The organism is Singulisphaera photorubra, assembly GCF_045290345.1.
Classification (GTDB): domain Bacteria; phylum Planctomycetota; class Planctomycetia; order Isosphaerales; family Isosphaeraceae; genus Singulisphaera.
The window spans coordinates 7807356-7825060 of record NZ_CP155447.1 but is presented as its reverse complement, the minus strand read 5'-3'; the positions used below and the strand labels follow the sequence as shown (position 1 = coordinate 7825060).

Here is a 17705-nt window from a genome sequence, read left to right as displayed (position 1 = left end):
TTGGCATTGGTCGGGTAAAGAGGTTCCGCAGCGGCGTCCGCCAAGTGGCGGGTGCAGATCGATTTTTGCAGGCGCGCCGACGGAGACTCACAGCGGAAACCCACCTCGAGCTAAGGGACCAGTTCCAGTTCGGTACGAACCAGGACCGAACCCTGTCCCAGCAGGTCGCGTAGGCCAAGAGCGTCAAGGATCTCTTCAGGCCGTGCCGAACCACTGGGCAACATCTTCATGCGGAAACGAAGGAGGCCGAGCGAATCGATCTCGGCATCGAGCAGGAACGGGCGGAGATCGATCGCGACGGTGCGATCGGGGCGATGTCGGGTGTACGGCCACTGCTCGCTGGCCAGAAAGGCGGCCAGGCGATTTCGGCCCTCGTCCCGACGGTCCGCGGGGATCTCCATGAGATAAGCAACCGAGTCGGGCTGTGCGGCACGACCGGGGGGAACCCCCTCGACGTCGAGCCACTCGAGCCCCTGCGGTGTCGTGGCGCGGAGGCGTCTGAGAACCTCGGCCGGCTCCATGGGCTCGGCCAATTCCAGTTCGACCACCTCGCGTCGCCCTTCGATCCCAAGCGCCAAGGCCAAGGTAAAGACCACCTTGGGGCGTGGGTTGAATCCCTGGCTCGTCGCCGTGGGAATTTGCGCGCGGCGGAGCAATCGCTCGAGGCAGCGCATCAAATCATGGTGGCTGATGAGTCGAAGATCGCCGTATTTAGCGAAGCGGAGTCGAACCTTGGTCGCTGTCATCATCGCGGCATACATCGAACCCATGTGAGGGTCCGCAACGCCCGTCCGTCGTTCGGTAGGTCTCTTGAGGCCCGCGAGGGCTCGTTGGACTCTCGAAATCAGCACGACCGGAGGGCGGTCAAGAGGTTCCAATCGGTTGGGTCGTGATCGCGGGCGGCGTCGACTCCGAGCCGAGGCTGCCATGGTTCGGTTTGATCGGGCCTGCCGGGGCTAACCGGCTCGGTCCTGAGCTGAGGAGGCCGGGGTGTCGGGCAAGGCATGGCGTAAGGCACTGTCGAGAAGAGCGACGACGGCCTGCGAGGTCTCTAAATGGAGCGCTTCGGCAGCAATCGCCCGCGCCTCTGCGATACTGACCCCGCGGATCACTCGCTTGATCTCTGGCAACTGATGCGGCGGCATGCTGAGCTGGTGAACGCCCAACCCGAGCAGCAACATGGTATAGAGCGGCTCGCCCCCCATCGTCCCGCAGATGCTGACCTCGATCCCACGGGCCCTGGCGGCGTCGACGACCATGGCGATCAAGCGAAGCACGGCCGGGTCGGCGGCGCTGTAGAGATCGGCCACAGTTTCGTTCGTTCGGTCCACGGCCAAGGTGTATTGGATCAGGTCATTGGTCCCTATCGAGAAGAAGTCCACCTCCTTTGCCATTTGATCGGCCATCACGGCGGCGGCAGGCACCTCAATCATGACACCAACCGGCAGGTCGCGCCGGATCGAGACGCCCTCGGCGATCAATTCGGCCGCGACCTCGCTCAGGATGGCACGGGCTCGGCGGAGTTCGCCAAGCGTCGAGACCAGCGGAAACATAACACGAACATCGCCCAAGGCGCTGGCCCGAAGGATCGCGCGAAGCTGGGTCCGAAACAAATCCAGTTCTCGCAACGAAAGCCGCAAGCTCCGCAGTCCCAGCACCGGGTTCGCATCGGCGTACCCGACGTTCTGGTAGGAAACGAGCTTGTCGGCTCCGAGGTCGAGGGTTCGGATCGTAACCGGACGCCCTTTCAAGGATTTCACGACGGCCGCATAGGCTTCAAACTGCTCTTGTTCCGTCGGCGCTCGTTCGCTGTTGAGGTAGAGAAACTCGGTCCGGTAGAGTCCGACGCCGACCGCGCCTCGTTCCATGCAGGCGGCCACTTCGCCCGGGAACTCAATATTGCCCCAGAGTCCGACACGGGTCCCGTCGATGGTTTCGGCGGGCAGTTTGGCCAGCCCCGCCAAACCCTCGAATCGAGCGGCCCGCGCGGCCGCGTCGCGGCGATAGCGTTCCTGGGTAGCCAGATCGGGGTCGAGAACAACCAGCCCTTCGTCCCCGTCAATGATGATCATCCGGCACTCGCGGGCCAGTTCGAGAAAGCGTCCCAAGCCGACCACCGCGGGGATTTCCAGGGCCTCGGCCACGATGGCGGTGTGACTGGCGCGTCCCCCCGCCTCGGTGGCAAAGCCGAGCACCCGCGTCGGGTCGAGCCCCGCCGTCTCGCTGGGCGAAAGATCGTGGGCGAGAATCACCGAAGGGACGGCGACCTCATCCATGGGCGTCGACCGCCGCTGACCCGAGAGCTGAGCGAGAATTCGGTGCTGGATATCGCGAACGTCGGCGGCCCGGGCGGCCAGGTGCGAATCGGTCATGCTTTCGAGCCGAGAGACGTACACGTCGAGCACATCGCTGACCGCGTGCTCGGCGGAGATCCGCTCACGCTCGATTCGCGCACGCGCGTCGCGGCGAAGCGACGGGTCCGAGATCATCCGGGCATGGGCGGCCAGAATGTCGGCGTACTGGGGACCAAGTCGCTGGCGTGCTTCGGCCTCGGCCGTCTCGGCATCACCTTGCGCGGCGTCGAGTCCACGTTCGAGTCGTTCGAGTTCAGACACAACGACTTCCGCAAGGATCGCACGATGCGGCAGACGCTGACCGCGCGGATCGACCACCAGCGGTGGTCCAATCGCGACGCCTGGACTCACAGCCACTCCGCGAAGGGTTTGCATGGTCAACAGCTTGACCGGGGGCCGGGCCACACTGCCCCATTCGTCGGGATGGCAAGGCGGTTCGACACGAGGGCCGCGGTGGCCGGTGGGGCCTCGCCCGTTAGGCGTCCGTTTGGGCCGCGGATCCCGGGCCTTCATGGGGCAGGCTCCTGGGCTCCCTCGTCACTCTCGTGAAACTTCGCCAAGACCAACGCGGACAACGCCTCAACGGCTTCTTCGGCATCGGAGCCGCGAGCTTCCACCTCGAGCCGGGTGCCGAATTCGGCGGCCAACGACGTCAAGTCGAGGATGCTCTTCCCGTTGAATTCGTTACCGTTATAAATTACGCGAACCTCCGCCTTAAACTGGAGTGCCAGCTTGACGAATTTGTCGGCGGGCCGCATATGCAAGCCAAGAGCGTTGACGATCTCGACTTGGCGGCGGACGACGGGCGAATCGTGGCTCATCGGCGGCTCGATCGGCCTGGGCACAAGAGACCACGGACTGGAGTGCTGACCACCGACGGTCTCGGGCCGTGTATCTCGACTGGTTTCCATTGATCCCCCAAGTTGCGGAGTGGGGGAGACGCCGAAGAACGTGCGATCCACCGGGTCGGTCAGAGGGGGCTCAGCCCCGTGGGGCTTCGCGGTGACAGACAACCCGGCAGATCCGCCGTGCCCCTGCCGGTTCGGCCGAGGCGACCTTCGCTCAAGGCGTCCCTTGGTCGGCTTCTTCGAGCAGGTCGATGACGTTCTCACGCGTCTTGGCCTGCCTGAGGAAACTGACGAAGCGTTCGTCCTTCAAGTGACGCGAGATATTCTCCAAGGCCCGGAGGTGGTCACCGGGTTGGTTCGGAGGGGAAATCAAGAGAAAGAGAATGTCGACCGGTTCGCCGTCCAGGGCCGCGAAGTCGACACCGCGTCGCGAGAGGGCAACGGTCCCGATCAGGCGGTTGACGGTTGGGTGCCGGGTGTGGGGAACAGCAACCCCTTGACCGATTCCGGTTGAACCGAGTTCTTCACGACCAAGAATCGCGCGGGAGACGCTTTCAAGGTCCCCCTCGGCGAGCCGACCCGCTTTGGCCAGGCTCCCCACGATCTCTCGGATCGCCTCTTCCTTACCGGTCGCCTGAAGATCGACGAGGATCGCCTCGCTCACCACGAAATCCGATAACTTCATCCAGCCCTCCATCGACGTGCCACCGGCCTACCAACCTATCGCCTTGCGTCGGAACTCGCAATCGTCGGACAGGACGCCTCGGTCGGTCGATCCGACGGAGAGACAACCCGGACGTCTGGACGCTCGCAAACCTTGGCGTAGGGAGTATCTAGGCGCAGTCGAAACTCATGCGATCGGGTCACGCCGGCTCGGGGGACTCAGGAAGCTCTTCCGCGACAGGAGCGATCTCACTCAGTGAGACATCACCCTTGTGGTGCGTCAGTTTTTCCTTGTACCGCCGAAGTTGCTGTTCGATCTTGTGAACGCACTGGTCCATTGCGGATTCAGGCGTCGGCCCTTCTTCGCGTGCAACGAAGTCGTGCTTGTGCTCGGCAGAAACAAAGATTTCCACTTGCCAAGAATGCTTAAGGTGCTCGACCTCGACTTCGATCGCCATCAGCCGACCAAAGTATTTGAGCAACTTTTCGGCTTTATCGTGGATGTGCGTCTGAGTTTCCGGCACCAAGCCGCCATGGCGGGTCGATATCTCGATTTGCACCCGTCCGCTCCTTACCAAGTCACCCCGCCTGCCCGAAACGATGTTACGGGCGTGTCCAAAGAGTAACCCTCAGCGACCATCCCGGTCAAGGGTTCTCCGGGAGGTTGTTGGCCGGGTTTGGCGATCGGACTCGCGCCGAAGAACCAAAACGGGAACTCGGGGTTGTGTTTCCAGGGCCTTCCGCGGCCTTCGACCATGCCGTATCGTTTGAGCCTTGCATCAACACCTTCCCGAAGCCCGCTCACGTGGTTTTTGATCGTCGGAATTGCGGTTCCGCCGGGCGGATTTTGGGGAGTCTCGACGCGGCGGGACGGTTTTGTCCCTCCGGCCGACGCATGCCAAAGGACCAGGACAGGAGCGACCTCGCCGTGTGGACGCAAGTCTATGACCCCCTCGGAAACTGGCCTCTCTCGACCCTCATGGCCGCACTTCCGGTTCTCGTCCTCCTCGGGCTTCTGGCATCGGGAAAAATGGGGGCGTGGCAAGCGGCGCTCTGTGGACTGCTCACGGCCTCCGCGGTAGCGGCGACGGTCTTCGGCATGCCACCACAAATGATTCTGGCCAGCGTGGGGGTCGGAGTGATCTTCGCCCTGTTCCGGATCGTTTGGCTGATTGTGGCGGCCGTCTTCTTGTACGACATCGCGGTGGCGACCGGACAGTTCGACGTGATGAAGGCGTCGATTGCGCGACTCTCCGGAGATCGACGGCTTCAGGCCGTACTGGTCGCCTTCTCCTTCGGAGCCTTTATTGAAGGAGCCGCCGGGTTCGGGGCCCCCGTGGCAATCTCGGCTGCATTTCTCGTGGGCCTGGGGTTCCAGCCATTTCAGGCGGCCTTGCTCTGCTTGATTGCCAACACGGCGCCGGTGGCGTGGGGGGCGATTGGCACACCGATTCTGACGCTCAGCAAAGTGACCGAGCTCGACGTCGAAGCCCTGAGCGCCACCGCCGGCCGGATTCTTCCCTTTCTCTCCCTGATCATCCCATTCTGGCTCGTCCGGACGATGACCGGGTGGCGGCAGACGTTCGCCGTCTGGCCGGCTCTGCTCGTGATCGGTGGCACGTTCGCCGGAATCCAGTTCGCCTGGTCCAACTTCGTCGGCTTCGAGCTGGTCGACCTGGTCTCGGCCGTCGGCAGCCTGGTGGCCGGCGTGGTCCTCCTCCAGTTCTGGAGACCCAAGGACGAGTGGCGGTTCTCGCACGAGGAAGAGTCGGACAAGGAAGTCCGTCCCCACGACCCGACTCACCAGCCGTTGACCGCGGGCCGGGTCGCACGGGCCTGGATGCCCTTCGGCCTGCTCTCGCTGACGGTGCTCATTTGGGGAATCCCCGCGATCTCATCCCTGGGAACGCCCGCCGTCAAGGACTGGCTGGACGCCCGCACTTCGTGGAAGCCGGCGATGATCGGTCTCCATGAGAAGATCGCCAAGGGAGAAGCCGTGACCGGCCACCCCCATCCCACCGCGAAGGACTACGAGAAGGCCACGGTCGATCTCGTCCCGATCTCTTCGACCGGCACCGCGGTCTTCCTCGCGGCCATCTTGAGCGGCCTTCTGCTGGGGGTCGGACCGGCGACGATGGCGATAACACTGGCCAAGACAGTGGCCCGCATGGTTCCGGCGATCGCCGCGATCTTCTGCATGCTCGCGCTCGGGTTCGTCACCAAATATTCGGGAATGGACGCCGTGCTCGGCCTCGCCTTCACCAGAACCGGCCCCTGGCTCTACCCGGTGTTCGGCACCATGCTGGGCTGGCTCGGAGTCGCCCTGACCGGCTCCGACACGTCGAGTAACGTCCTCTTCGGCAACCTTCAGAAGATCACGGCCAAGAAGCTTGGGCTCGACCCGATCCTGATGGCCGCGGCCAACACGACGGGCGGAGTCATGGGCAAGATGATCGATGCGCAGTCGATCGTCGTGGCGGCCGCGGCGACCGGCGAAGGGGGCCGCGAAGGCGAGTTGCTCCGCGCAGTCCTCTGGCATAGCGTGGCACTAGCGCTGATCGTCGGCGGCATCGTCTGGTTCTACGCCCACGTCACCCCCTGGGTCGTCGCCATGCCCGCCGTGCCCAGCCACTGAGGAAGATTCCCAGACGCCGGATTCGTCAGTCTCGCCTGTTGAGGAACCGGCCATGGTCATGCCCAAAATACAGCTCTCGGTACGGAGGATGATGGCGTTCGTTGCCGTCCTGGCCCTACCGATGGCGCTGATGTCGCTCATCAATCAAGGCCGTGAGGCGGCCCGCGAATCGAGTTGCAAGGGTCAGTTGTTCCAGTACGGCTTCGCTCTTCACAACTATGTCGAGGCAAACGGCCATCTCCCCTCCGCGTTCGTCACCGACAACGCAGGAACCCCGACCCATAGCTGGCGGTTATCTTTCCTGTCCTCCGCCTGGGCGGAACACCCAGTCAACGCCCTCTGCGACCTCACCGTGCCCTGGGATCACCCCAACAATGCCGCGTCGCGTGCCTATGACTCCCTCGGTGGCTTCTTCTTTTGGTGCCCGAGCGGCGATGGCCGGAGGACCAAATCCACCAGCTATGTCGCCGTCGTCGGCCCCGAGACGGCCTGGCCGGACCGCACAGGCCGGAAGCTCAGCGAGATCACGGACGACCCGGCAAGCACGATCCTCGTCCTGGAAATCGCCCATTCGGGCATCCACTGGATGGAGCCGAAGGACCTTGCCCTCGATGACCTCCTCGCCGCGGGGCTCAGCAGTAACCACGCGCTGCACATCAACGCCCTGTTCGCCGATTTTCAGGTCCGCCGGGTCCGCAAAAACCTCCCTCGCGAAACGCTCAGGTCGTTGTTGACGATCAACGGAGGAGAGCAAATTGATCCCAAAAACTGGGAGTACTCCAAGCATTGAAAGGCTTCTTGCGAGCAGGACTTACGGTGGCCAGGCACCGAAAAGGGTGGGACCAGAAGGGCAGGACGTCATCGGCCCGGAGTTGCGACGCTTCTGCCGTTGCTGGAAATAGATAATGACTTGAAAGATTCTTGATGGTCGCCCGAGCGACTCCAGACGGAGCACGGACAGACGACCGGCAGGCTGTTCTGCTTTTTTTAGAGTCTGTCTCGTAAGTTCAGGGAAACCGAAAATTGAAGGCCGTTTGGGTGCCACGGGTTCCGTACTCGGAACCCGTGCGCGCCAGGCCAAGGCATTCCCGCATGGGTTCCGAGTACGGAACCGCATGGCACCCAGCAGATCATTCAAAAGCTCCCGTGGGATTCACCTTCTGAGACAGACTCTTAGTGAAGCGCTTCGAGATTCGGCTCACTTCGAGAAGCTCAGCCCCGGGGCATCGGAGGGGTCACCAATGACGCGGAAGGTGATGTGGGTGGAGTCGGTCCAGCCCACACGACCGACGATGGGCATTCCCTTGTCCGGGACCAGCGTCAGGATGCCGCTTCCGAACGTCGAGTGGCCCGCGAACTGGCGTGTCTGGCCCTTCTGGACGACCTGCCAGTTGAACGCCCCGTCGGCCTGGATCGTCAGGGCGACCGAAGTATCGGGGCTCGGCTGCGTGGTCCAGGCGCCACTGATCGTTGCCCCGTCAGGGACAGTGGTATTCATGGCCACGGCCGAATCGGGAGCCGACGGCGGCAGCGCGGCCCCCGTGCCCGCTGGAGCGTTCTTCTTGGCGGACTCGAGTTCTTCGAGCAACTTCGCCGAGAGGGTGTCGCTCGGCTTCAGCGCGACCACCTGCTTGAACATACTCGCCGCGGCGTCGAAATGTCCCTGGGTCAGGTAGTGGTAAGCCAGCACGAACCGGGCCGGAGACGATTGCGGGTTGGCGTTGCAATAGGCCTCCAGGGCCCGCTGCTGCGTCGTGTAAACGTTGATGTTGGGATAGAGACCGATCAGCGTCGGCCAGTCCCAACCGGGACCCACCGAGAGGACGGCGTACAAAGTGGTCGCAGAATCGTCATAGCGTCCCAACGCAAACAGGCAGAGTGCACGGAACTCATGCAAGGATGTGTCGTTGGGACTCTTGATCAACGCGGCGTCTGCCTGTTGCAGGGCTTGCGCGACGTTGCCCTCCTTGAACGAGTTGCGAGCCGAGTCGAAGAGCGCGAGCGCTTCGTCGGCGACTTGGTCCTCCGGTGGCGCGCTCCCGGTACTGATCGGCAACGAATAGTCGTAAGGGTCGAGCGCGACCCCCGTCAACGAATCGTAGTAAGGGTTCGAGTACGGCGAGTAGCCATACCCATAGAGACTTCCGCCGTAGATCCAGCTCGACGGCCCGCATCCATAGCCGCCAAGGCCATCACCGTACGGATAGCCCCAATTCCCGTATCCACCATACCCATATCCAAATCCGCCCAGCCCATACCAGGGCCAGTATCCGAACGGGAACCCCCATCCGCCCCACCAGAACGGGAAAAAGCCCCATCCGAAGCCAAACCCTCGACCGAATCGTCCAAATCCCCGGCCGCCGAAATTGTGAAAACGAGACCGGTTCACATTGATGTTGGTCCGGTTCACGTTGATGTTGGCCCGGTTCACGTTATGGAAACTGCTGACGCGATTGACGCCCGCGAAGCCCGGCTTACCGAAGCTTCGGAAATTGCCCATTCCGGCCCGGTTGCCAAAATTATTGATCGGAGCACGTGCCCCGACGGAGCCGCGGCCGGGTTGGAAACCGCGAGCCCCGGCGAGGTTTTGCATCCGCGATGCGCCTGTTGCGGGAGTTCGCAGGACGTTGCCACCACGAACTCCCCCCATGGGTGCGCTGAAGGACCTTGGCGAGTTGAAAGACCTTGGAGTGCTGAAGGACCTAGGTGCGTTGAAGGATCTAGGTGTGCTGAAGGACCTTGGTGCGCTAAATGAGGGGGCGCGGAACCCGCCACCTCCGAATCCACCACCGCGGTACCCACCACCTCCGAATCCACCACCACCGCGGTACCCACCACCTCCGAATCCACCACCGCCGCGGAACCCGCCACCTCCGAATCCACCACCGCCGCGGAACCCGCCACCACCGAATCCACCACCGTGACCGCCACCGCCTCCATGTCCTCCACCGCCACCGCCACGGGCGAAGACCGGAGCGCCAGTCAGAGCCACCGCCAGTAATGCACTGAGTGCAACGATCGAAAATCGAAAGCGACGCATCGCCGCCTCCCTTGAATAGGCTCGAAACGGGAGACTCTACTCCTCCCACTCGCGGACCATTGACCTGCCAACACGAACAGCCCGTGTTGAGCCAGTCAGCCGCTAGCCTTTTCTTCGAGGCTCGTCGAAGCGTTGTGCGAACCAATTTGCGAATGCAGAGACAAGCAATTCCAAAGATCGTGATTCATCTCAATCACGAGCGATACCAGCGAGTTCGACAAGTCAGGAAAACTCGTCAAATTGTCATCGTACCGCATTCAGACCCAAGTACGGACGGAAGACACAAGCCAGGCACTCAAGATACTCCGTCTTACCGGCTCGAAGGTACCTGGCCAGGTCTCTCCCTGGGGGAGCGAGCGTGCGCGGTACTCCACCTTGCGGCACCTTTCCTTCGCCTCATCCAGTCGGTCGTGGGCCGGGACGGATGTCGCTCGTTGGCCCGCGGCCCCGATCACAACGGCACAGAGACCGCGACCGCACAGGCGATCCAGATCACACCCAGCACACGGCCCAGCCGGTCGATCCACGATTTCTCCGGGCGCCAGCGGCCCGACAGGACCAGCAACAGCCAGATGGCGACCACGGAATAGCCGCAGGGCGCAGCGAACGCGGCCATCTGCACGCCCCAGCACCCGGCATCGAAGGACCAGATCACCCCGTTGGAAGTCGGATCGCTCCCGCCCCACAAGAGGGGAGGTGAGGGGCTGATGTGGAGTAAGTAGGTGGTTTCACTCACGCGGATGCGCGCCGCCCGGCCGGCGATCACGTTGACATTCCGCTTGGCGAATGCCCCGGCCACCTCGACCCCCTTGACCACGAAGAGCAGCATGCAGGCCAGCATCGCAGCAGTGCCGGGCTGCAGCCAGAGGCGACGTCGCGGCGGCCGGGGGCGGCGGAGCCGGAACGCCAGGCAGGAGATCGTCAGCGGCGTCGCGATCGAAGCCGCCATCGCCGCCGCCATCAGCCACGAGGGCGTGATGGGCGTCCAGTACGCCCCCGGCTTCTCGACCTGCATCCGCCACAATCCGCGGGCCCCGTACATCCCCGTCCCGAGGGCGGCGATGAGGATCATCATATCTCCCAGCCCGAATCGTCGAGTCTTTCGCTCCATCGCCGTGCCCCCTTCGCAACGCTACGGACCGACGCACCAAGCATTCATCCCTGGCCGAAGTGGGGCCAGCCCGAATTCGATCATAGCAGCCGAGGCAACGGTCGCCACCGCCGTTCCAAGAAGTCGTTACGAGACTGTTACACGGGCCGTCCTTGCGCCGGTCCGGGCTGGACTCGAACCCGCAGCAAAGGCAAAGCAAACATTCACAAATCGTGCATCATTCTGCGAGATCTAGACAAAATCGCCTCATGACTACTTACCGCATCCAAATTCGCAATTCACATTGCATTTTTTCAGAAGTTCACCTTGTTCCATTCCACACTTTCACAATTTAATTTCGATTATTTTCTCGCTGCATTTTCGCTTTAGCATCTGTTGCCCTCTATGCTTTCCATGCCTGTCTTTCTCCCGCAATGTCTAAGACAGTTACTGGGTTTTCCTCTCGGATCCGTCAGCCCTGTGCCGTAACCACGGTGTCAAACGAGCCAGCCCACGCGAAGGCCCAAAGACAGGGAGCTCACGAGCCGACCGAGGTGCGTCTTCGGCCGACCCAGACCATGAGCATACTTCCCCCCAACAACAGGCCCGACACCACCGCGCTCAGCAGCAGGGCCAGGCGGAGAGCCTCGCTCACCCGTGCCTCGTCCTTGTCCAGGGGGCGGATGATCTCCAGCACCCCGCGCACGTCGCCTACCCGCCAATCTTTGCGCGGCGACTGATCGTGTGTGCTGTGGCACTGGACGCAGGAGCGTTCCATGATGCGTGCCTGAGCGTAACGGACGACGCGCCGCCCACCCACTTCGGTGAACTCATGGACCGTCTCCCGCCCCTTGCTCTGGCGCAGACGCCGCAGCGCCTTGCGTTCGAACTCATCCCGCGGGCCGCCGTCGGTTCGCCAAGGGAACGGGTAATCGCTGTACTGGCGCACCTTGACGCCGGTCCTCCCGGTCAGGCCCAACTGTTGGCCGACGTCGTGCAGATAAGTGGCCGGGATGCTCAGAGGCACGGTACCAGGCGTGGGCGGAACCGTCTTGTTGACCGTAAAGCCCGCCTTCTCCACGTGCTGAACGTTCCGGCTGTACTCCTTGGTGGCTTCCTCAAGCAGCTCAGCTTGCTGCGCGGCGCTATCCAAAGCGTTAGAGCGGACCAACCGGGCTGACAGCAGCGACATGGCGATCAGAGCCACCGCGGGCGCAAGCAGGCCGGCGGCGAGTAGTCCCGCCGCCGCCGGGCGGCGGCGCACCCAACGCCCCAGTTTCTCCACCGCACTGACCGGTCGCGCCCGGATCGGTTCGTCGCGAAGGAAATGGCGGAGATCCTCCGCCAACTCCAGAGCGCTGCCGTAGCGTTGACGGGGTTCCTTGCGGAGACATTTAATGCAGATGGTCTCCAGATCCCGCGGCACGTCGGGCCGGAGACTGGTCACGGGAACAGGTTCGTTGTTGAGCACTTGCAGAACAGTCGCCAGGGGCGTCTCCCCCGTGAACGGCGGTCGGCCGGTCAGGAGCTCATAGAGAATGGCCCCGAGGGCATAGACATCCGCGGCCGGGCCCACGGGCTGGCGGGGCACCATCGCCTGTTCGGGGGCCATGTAATTGGGTGTGCCGAGTAGGTCTCCCGTGACAGTGTGACCGCGAAGGCCCGGCGCCTCCCCGTCGCCGCCGTCGCACTTGGCCAGGCCGAAATCGGTGATCTTGGGTACGAGGGAGGCGAGGCGAGGGGTGAGCGGCCCGACCTCCCGGGACTTACCCCTCGCGTCTGCCCGCTCGTCCCTCAGGAGGATGTTGGCCGGCTTGAGATCGCGGTGAATCACGCCATTGGCATGAGCGATATGGACGGCCCGCGCCAGGGTCTCGACGAGTTGGGCCGCCGGGCGCACCGGCTGGGGCGTGCTCTGGAGGTACTGGGCCAGGCTGCCGCCGGCCACGAACTCAAAGACAAAGTACGGCCTGCTCCCAGTCTCGCCGACATCGTAAATCTGAACAATGTTCGGATGCTGTAAGCGAGCGAGCGCCGCGGCCTCCGCGCGAAAGCGGGCCAAGTCCTTCGGGCCGGCCTGGAACCCGGTCAAAATCATCTTCAACGCGACGATGCGACCGAGACCGAGTTGTCGGGCTCGGTACACGACCCCCATACCGCCGCGGCCGAGCAGCCCCAAAATCTCATAGCCGGGGACCTCGGGCAGGGCCTCCGCCCGCTGGTCCGTCGGACGGAGCCGCACGTCCCGGCCATCGATCGTCGCTTGAGTAATCCGTCCCGGCAGTTCGGCGCGGTACTCGGGAAAGCGCTGTAAGAATTCGCTAAGAGCGAGGCTGGGCTCGCGGCGCCGGCGAAACTCGTGCTCGGCCGCGATCAGCTCGAGCATGACTTCCCGGTCATCGATGAATTCCGGGTAGCGGGCCAGATACTCTTCGACCCGGGCCGACTCGCCGGCCCGCAACCGGTACTCGAGATCGACGTGGACCAACTCGGTGAGCAAACGAGTGCGATCGGTGCCGGTCGGCAAGTACGCGAGAATCTCCGGCCGCGCCGGGCCCTGCCAGGCGTCCTCGAAACGCCGGATCACGTCCTCGAACTCGTCCCAGGTTCTACCTGGCAGAGTGGCGGAGTCGTCCATCGGCGAAACCCCTCCAGCAAGTTAATCCTCCCCTTGCAGACGCTCGAGGCGCTCGCGGAGGTGCTCACGCAGGCGGCGGACCGAGCGTTCGGCCCGGCCGAGCCGAACGCTGATCTCCGAGACCGTGTAGCCCTGGAGGCTTAACTCCAGGACGGGGCGCTCGTGGGCGCTCGCGTCCCGGAACAAGAGCTGGACGGTCTCGGCCAGAATCACGGCCTCCTCCGGCCGCGGCTCGCGGTCCAGCGCCACCAGCCACGCGTCCGGACCGTCCCCGCCGGCCGAGCCGGTCGCCTCCCTTGCGGCGTCGCGCCGCTCTGCCAGGAAATACTCGGCCCGGTCGGCACATTTGCGCAGCGTGATGAGGGTGAGCAGGTTCCACAACCCGCCACAGTCGCCGACGTCCAGTTTCCCCTCCCGGTGGCGGACGAAAAAACTCTTGAAGGCCGACTGCACCACGTCCTCGGGGTCCACCTTGCGAGCCAGCAGGCGGTTGAACCGGCCGCGTGCCAGCGCAACCAGCCGGCCGGCGAACCGCTCGAACACCTCCCGCGCGGCCGCGTCCTCGCCGGAGCGGAGCCGGGCCATCAGGCGAGCAAACGACTCGGCGTCGGTCATGGCCCCTCCTGTCGGGTGCCAGCAGATTCATCGGATTTTTTGGCCGGCCCGCACGCTGGCCCGGATTGACACATGTGGTGTCGGAAAAAGTCGTTCTCATCCGACATTGTACCGTACCGCGGACGAGAAGTCATCGCAGCCCATTACGCTGCATGCGATCTGGACCGAGAGCGGGGGCCAATCGAACTCCCGCGACCTTCCGGGTCGGGTCGCTGCCACCGGGGAACACGGAAATGAGTCGGTCGGATCCAGGAGTCGATTGTTTCGATCCCGCACTCAGGACGCGGTCAGCGAATTTTCCAGGCCGATCGCGTAGTGACAAGCCAAGTCCAGTCTGGCCCCGTGGTGGCTTACGGAATCCCCGCATCTTCCCAACAATCCCAAGAGAAAGTAATCCACTCATGACAATTCCACGACCACACCACATGTTCCCCTTTAACAATCTCAACGTGACGCCGGCAGCGCTGGCCCTGGCTCTGCTCCTACTCGCGCTCGTCGCTCCCGCAAGGGCAGACCCGGGCCATGATGACCAGGCCCCGGACCTGGGGGATTGTCAAAAATTGCAGGTGCGGCCGGGGAACAAGGTCTTCTTCCATGCGTTCGGCGTGGGCGTGCAGATCTATCGCTGGAACGGCGAGAGTTGGGACTTCGTGGCACCAGCGGCGGTGTTGTTCGCCAACTCCAGCGAGGACAGTGCAGTCGGCATGCACTTTGCCGGTCCCACTTGGCAGAGCGTCGGCGGCAGCAAAGTGGTCGGCACGGTGATCGAGCACTGCACCCCAGACCCCGACGCCATTCCCTGGCTGTTGCTCGGAGCGGCATCCACCGAAGGGCCTGGTCTTTTCCGCCGAGTGACCTACATTCAGCGGTTGAACACCGTGGGCGGAAAAGCCCCCAACCATCCCGGCGCCTTCCCAGGCGATGTGGCGAGAGTGCCTTACACCGCCGACTATTTCTTCTACCACCGGGCGCACCACTAACCCTTTGCGAGCGACGGGGGGCAGCGACGGCCCTCGTCCCAACGATCTGTTCTGCGCGTCGAACCGGGTTCCACCCGGGAATTCAAACACGCCGGGGCGGTTTTTTCCGGCCGTGGCGTGAGACGGCGATCCCTACAACGGTCGGCCTTGGGCGACGCCCTTTGGCCTTCTCCAGGGGTCGAGAGGAACTTCGAGCGCCGACGTGACCCGCTGTTCGAGCAGGGTCGGACGTCGAAGCTTCGCACCCAGATTTCGTTCATAGAGCCTTCAGGCTTTCCGCAGACACCTCACAACTTTGGATATACGACTCATGTGGAATCGTAATTTCCGTAATGCTCTCACCAGTCGTCCGCGGCCGTCGCGTCGCGTTCGTCTCGTCGAACTCAACCGCCCCGAACTGCTGGATTGCCGTATCCTGCCCGCGGTCACAGCCTTGTTTTCCGTCGCGCAGGGCGTAGGCCTGCTAACGGTGATTGGCGATGCGGCGGACAACACCATCGGGGTCTCCCGCAACGCGGCCGGGACGATCCTCGTGAACGGCGGCGCCGTAAGGATCCGGGGCGGGACGGCCACTATCGCCAACACCACTCAGATCCAGCTCTTCGGGCTGAGCGGCAACGACAACCTCTCCCTGGACGAGGCCAACGGTAACCTGCCGAAGGCGAATATCTTCGGCGGCGCCGGCAACGACACGATCACGGGCGGCAACGGCAATGACCTGCTTTTCGGCGAGTCGGGCAACGACACCCTGCTCGGCAAGGGCGGCAATGACCTGCTCTTCGGCGGCGCCGACAACGACGTGCTGACCGGCGGCGCCGGGACCGACCAGGCCTTCGGCCAGGCGGGCAACGATCGGATGATCTGGAACCCTGGCGACGGCAGCGACGTCAACGAGGGCGGCGCCGGGATCGACACCGTCGAGTCCAACGGCGGCAACGGCGCCGAGAACTTCACGATCACGGCCAACGGCTCCCGGGTCCGCTTCGATCGCGTCAGCCCCGCCCCCTTCAGCCTGGACATCGGCACCACCGAGAACCTGGTCGTCAACGGCAACGGCGGCGATGACACGATCACGGCCGGCAACGGCCTTGCCTCGCTCATTCATATCACGGAGGACGGCGGCACGGGGAACGACACGCTGACCGGCGGCGACGGCAACGACACGCTTATCGGCGGCGACGGCAACGACCTCATCAACGGCGGCCGAGGCAACGACGTGGCGCGGATGGGCGCCGGCGACGACACCTTCGTCTGGAACCCCGGCGACGGCAGCGACACCGTCGAGGGCCAGGACGGAAACGACACGTTGGTCTTCAACGGCGCGAACATCAACGAGCAGTTCAACCTCTCGGCCAACGGCAGCCGGGTCCGCTTCACCCGCGACATCGGCAACGTCACGATGGACCTCAACGGGGTCGAAGGCATCAACGTCAACGCCTTCGACGGTGCCGACACCGTCACCGTCAACGACACGACCGGCACCGACCTCACGCAGGTCAACCTCGACCTGGCCGTCGCGCCGGGGAGCGGCACGAGCGACGGTCAGGCCGATTCCGTGATCGTCAACGGCACCAACTGGGACGACGCGATCACCGCCCTGGGCGATGCGAGCGGCGTCTCCCTATTCGGCCTCTCCGCCCAGGTCAACATCACGGGCACCGAGGCCGCCAAGGACCGGCTGATTATCAATGCCCTCGGCGGCAATGACATGGTGGACGCCTCCGGCCTCGCCGCCGGCTCGATCGCCCTCACGGTCAACGGCGACGACGGCGACGACGACCTCATCGGCGGGGCGGGCAACGACACGCTGGCCGGCGGCGCGGGGGACGACGCCCTGATCGGCGGCCCGGGCCTCGACATCCTCGACGGAGGCCCCGGCGACAACGTTCTGATCCAGGATTGAGCCGGATCCGCCCCAAACTCGTCAGGAGAGCGTTCAAAGACGCTTCTTGGACCTCCCTGACGACTTACTTATTGTGGGAGAATACTCGAGGAGAAGCCCATGGAGAACCGGGTTCCCGACATCTTCTCCCGCCCGGCCCATCGTGAACGGTGGCGCCGTGCCCCTGTTTCACGGCCGTCTGGAAGGTTCATACGGCCCCACGGCAATCCAAGTTAAGCGTTGGATCACATCCCAGTTTGGCATGACATCGAGTCATTTGACACAGTCAAGGAGTATGCACCATGCCTCTTATCCAGGTGAAGCTCATTGAGGGCGTTTTCTCGGAGCCCCAGAAGGAAGAGATGATTCGCAAGCTCACCGACGCGATGGTCACCATCGAAGGCGAGAACATGCGAGCGGTCACCACCGTGATCATTGAGGAGGTAAAGAGCGGCAGTTGGGGCATCGCAGGCAAGGCGTTCACCACGTCTGATGTCAAAGCGATCGCCGCCGGTGAGTCGCCGACCGGGCCCGTTACCTGACTGAGCAGACAACAAAATGGGGACGGAGGGAACTGCCCCAAAGATAGACTCAAAGCATTCTATCGCCAACAACTTACGCAATAAAACTCGTTTCTTGTTTATGCGTAAGTATCGCTTCTGGCCTTCGTCTCACCACCCGCCGCTTGACTCGGCCGCGACGCGACGGGTGGACCACGAACACAGAGATGTCCCCCTCTTCTCGATTCCAATCCATCAATCGACCAACGCACCGCGTCGACCAACCCGATCCGATCGAGATCCAATCCTCGCAGACGAGCCGACTCGCCCAACACCGACCGCGCCAATGCCCAGCCGCTCTTCGGACCGTTGAGTTCGTCGAGAGCCAGCGGCTGGGACGCGGACGACATCTTGCATAGTTCACCGTTACCGCTCCCACGGGGCCGGCCGTTGCCAAATC

At 63.5% G+C, this 17705-nt stretch carries 14 protein-coding genes; 5 read left to right on the top strand and 9 right to left on the bottom strand.

The annotated features are described in order from the left end of the window. Positions 1-110 precede the first annotated feature (110 nt). From V5E97_RS29465 to hpf, 5 genes are all read right to left on the bottom strand, one after another. A complete protein-coding gene (locus V5E97_RS29465) occupies positions 111-770 on the bottom strand; it encodes a TIGR03936 family radical SAM-associated protein (protein ID WP_406695136.1) in 660 nt (219 codons plus the stop codon). 186 nt (positions 771-956) lie between these two features. Then, positions 957-2867: a phosphoenolpyruvate--protein phosphotransferase gene (gene ptsP, locus V5E97_RS29460; RefSeq protein ID WP_406695135.1), complete on the bottom strand. Its 1911-nt coding sequence runs from the start codon at positions 2865-2867 to the stop codon at positions 957-959. Then, entirely contained in the window at positions 2864-3367 is a 504-nt protein-coding gene (locus tag V5E97_RS29455; RefSeq protein WP_406695134.1) for an HPr family phosphocarrier protein, read from the bottom strand. Before V5E97_RS29455 ends, ptsP begins: the two co-directional genes overlap by 4 nt. Positions 3368-3416: 49 nt before the next feature. Then, positions 3417-3887 carry a PTS sugar transporter subunit IIA gene (locus tag V5E97_RS29450; RefSeq protein WP_406695133.1) on the bottom strand — a complete coding sequence of 157 codons (471 nt, stop codon included), beginning with the start codon at positions 3885-3887 and terminating at the stop codon, positions 3417-3419. A gap of 178 nt (positions 3888-4065) precedes the next feature. After that, the gene (gene hpf / locus V5E97_RS29445; RefSeq protein WP_406695132.1) at positions 4066-4425 is read right to left on the bottom strand and encodes a ribosome hibernation-promoting factor, HPF/YfiA family; all 360 of its coding nucleotides are present in this window, start codon (positions 4423-4425) and stop codon (positions 4066-4068) included. Between the two features lie 335 nt (positions 4426-4760). Between hpf and V5E97_RS29440 the strand changes: the two genes are divergently transcribed. Both V5E97_RS29440 and V5E97_RS29435 read left to right on the top strand, forming a co-directional pair. Beyond that, positions 4761-6500 (top strand): L-lactate permease, encoded by a 1740-nt coding sequence (locus tag V5E97_RS29440; protein ID WP_406695131.1) that lies wholly within the window; start codon positions 4761-4763, stop codon positions 6498-6500. Positions 6501-6558: 58 nt separating this feature from the next. After that, positions 6559-7290, top strand: coding sequence for a DUF1559 family PulG-like putative transporter (locus tag V5E97_RS29435; protein WP_406695130.1), 732 nt, complete (start codon positions 6559-6561; stop codon positions 7288-7290). A gap of 408 nt (positions 7291-7698) precedes the next feature. Here V5E97_RS29435 and V5E97_RS29430 read toward each other — a convergent pair whose 3' ends face one another. The 4 genes from V5E97_RS29430 to V5E97_RS29415 form a co-directional block, all read right to left on the bottom strand. Further along, on the bottom strand, positions 7699-9540 hold the full coding sequence (locus V5E97_RS29430; RefSeq protein WP_406695129.1) for a tetratricopeptide repeat protein: 1842 nt from the start codon (positions 9538-9540) through the stop codon (positions 7699-7701). Between the two features lie 451 nt (positions 9541-9991). Further along, positions 9992-10651 (bottom strand): hypothetical protein, encoded by a 660-nt coding sequence (locus V5E97_RS29425; protein WP_406695128.1) that lies wholly within the window; start codon positions 10649-10651, stop codon positions 9992-9994. Positions 10652-11168: 517 nt separating this feature from the next. Continuing rightward, entirely contained in the window at positions 11169-13268 is a 2100-nt protein-coding gene (locus V5E97_RS29420) for a protein kinase domain-containing protein (RefSeq protein WP_406695127.1), read from the bottom strand. A 21-nt stretch (positions 13269-13289) separates the two neighbouring features. Further along, the gene (locus V5E97_RS29415) at positions 13290-13883 is read right to left on the bottom strand and encodes an RNA polymerase sigma factor (protein ID WP_406695126.1); all 594 of its coding nucleotides are present in this window, start codon (positions 13881-13883) and stop codon (positions 13290-13292) included. Positions 13884-14284: 401 nt separating this feature from the next. Here V5E97_RS29415 and V5E97_RS29410 point away from each other — a divergent pair, with 401 nt between their 5' ends. The 3 genes from V5E97_RS29410 (at position 14285) to V5E97_RS29400 (ending at position 17287) form a co-directional block, all read left to right on the top strand. Then, on the top strand, positions 14285-14863 hold the full coding sequence (locus tag V5E97_RS29410) for a DUF3455 domain-containing protein (RefSeq protein ID WP_406695125.1): 579 nt from the start codon (positions 14285-14287) through the stop codon (positions 14861-14863). Positions 14864-15173: 310 nt separating this feature from the next. After that, positions 15174-16766: a calcium-binding protein gene (locus V5E97_RS29405; protein WP_406695124.1), complete on the top strand. Its 1593-nt coding sequence runs from the start codon at positions 15174-15176 to the stop codon at positions 16764-16766. 281 nt (positions 16767-17047) lie between these two features. Next, positions 17048-17287, top strand: a complete 240-nt coding sequence (locus V5E97_RS29400) for a tautomerase family protein (RefSeq protein WP_406695123.1) — start codon at positions 17048-17050, stop codon at positions 17285-17287. Positions 17288-17705: the final 418 nt, after the last annotated feature.